The organism is Massilia sp. DJPM01 (assembly GCF_030348125.1).
Classification (GTDB): Bacteria; Pseudomonadota; Gammaproteobacteria; order Burkholderiales; family Burkholderiaceae_D; genus Telluria_A; species Telluria_A frigida.
The window spans coordinates 1-982 of the sequence record NZ_JAQOZV010000188.1; the positions used below are offsets into that span (position 1 = coordinate 1).

2 protein-coding genes are annotated in these 982 nt (G+C 59.8%); both read right to left on the reverse strand.

The window, feature by feature from the left end:
• The coding region (locus PO883_RS34555; RefSeq protein WP_373890143.1) for a RepB family DNA primase at positions 1 to 702 on the reverse strand (702 nt) is incomplete at its 3' end.
• Positions 591 to 982: IncQ-type mobilization protein MobB (locus tag PO883_RS34560; RefSeq protein WP_289313816.1), on the reverse strand; the 392-nt coding region annotated here is incomplete at its 5' end. The genes PO883_RS34560 and PO883_RS34555, both read right to left, overlap by 112 nt.

A 982-nucleotide genomic window follows, 5' to 3' on the forward strand; every position in this document is an offset into this window, starting at 1 on the left:
GTATCCCGGCTTGGCCGCCTGGAGGGCTTCTAGGCGCTTCTGACGCTCTTTTTGAGCCCCTGCCCCGTCCAGCCCTTGCTCGACGCGCTCCAAGAGCGCTGGAGCGGCTGTAGCGGCCTTGCCGGTGCATTCATGGGCAAGCACATACGGCTGTCGCCCGTCGCGGGCGTGTTTGGGCTTTTGGTTGGTGAACCCGGCTAGCCGCCCGTAATGCTTGCTGTCGGCGCTGTTCAGGTCGCCGCCGTAGTGCTTTGCCAATGATCGCGCCGCGACAGTGCGCGCATCGTCAGATAAAGGCTTATCCGATAGCTTGACCCATGCCTGATAGTTTCCCGGCGAAGTTTCTATCGTTGCAGCGGATGGAAAACCATCTTTTGCCATGCGAGAAATTTTATCCGCCGTCAGGTCGTCAACTAGTACCAGCCCATGCTCTCCAGCCGGACGGATATATACGTCGTTGCCCTTGGCGTTCATGCGTTTGAGCCACGCTGCGGACTGCTCAACCTCTGCGCGACTCCATTCCCGGTTCATCATTTGCCCGGTCTTTGCTTCCCTAATTCCAACCTCAAAGCGCGGAACGTCCAGCGCTTTTATTTGCTTTTGGATCGCTTCAAAGCTTCGATCACGGCGGGTTTCAGATACTCCGCTACCGCTTCCGCGTCCAGACTGTTCTGGATTACGGGCGGCTTCAGCCAGAGCCAAAACGCGCTCACGAGCGCTGCTGTAAATAATCCGGTCATCAGAGCTAGGGCGTAATGCCTCCACTCCATCCGCCGCCCTGCCCGGTCCAGACTCTCCGCGGCCTTGCTCGCCTCTGCTGCTGCTTCCGTGTAGCCCTTCACCGACTCCGTTAACTGGCTGGCGAACTTCTCTGCCTGCTCCCGGCTCTTGCGATCGATCTCGATTAGCGTCTGGCGTGTCTCGTCCGTCAGCGCGGCCAGTGCCTGGGCCAGCGGCTCCAGCGTCACGGCCAAATCCTCCG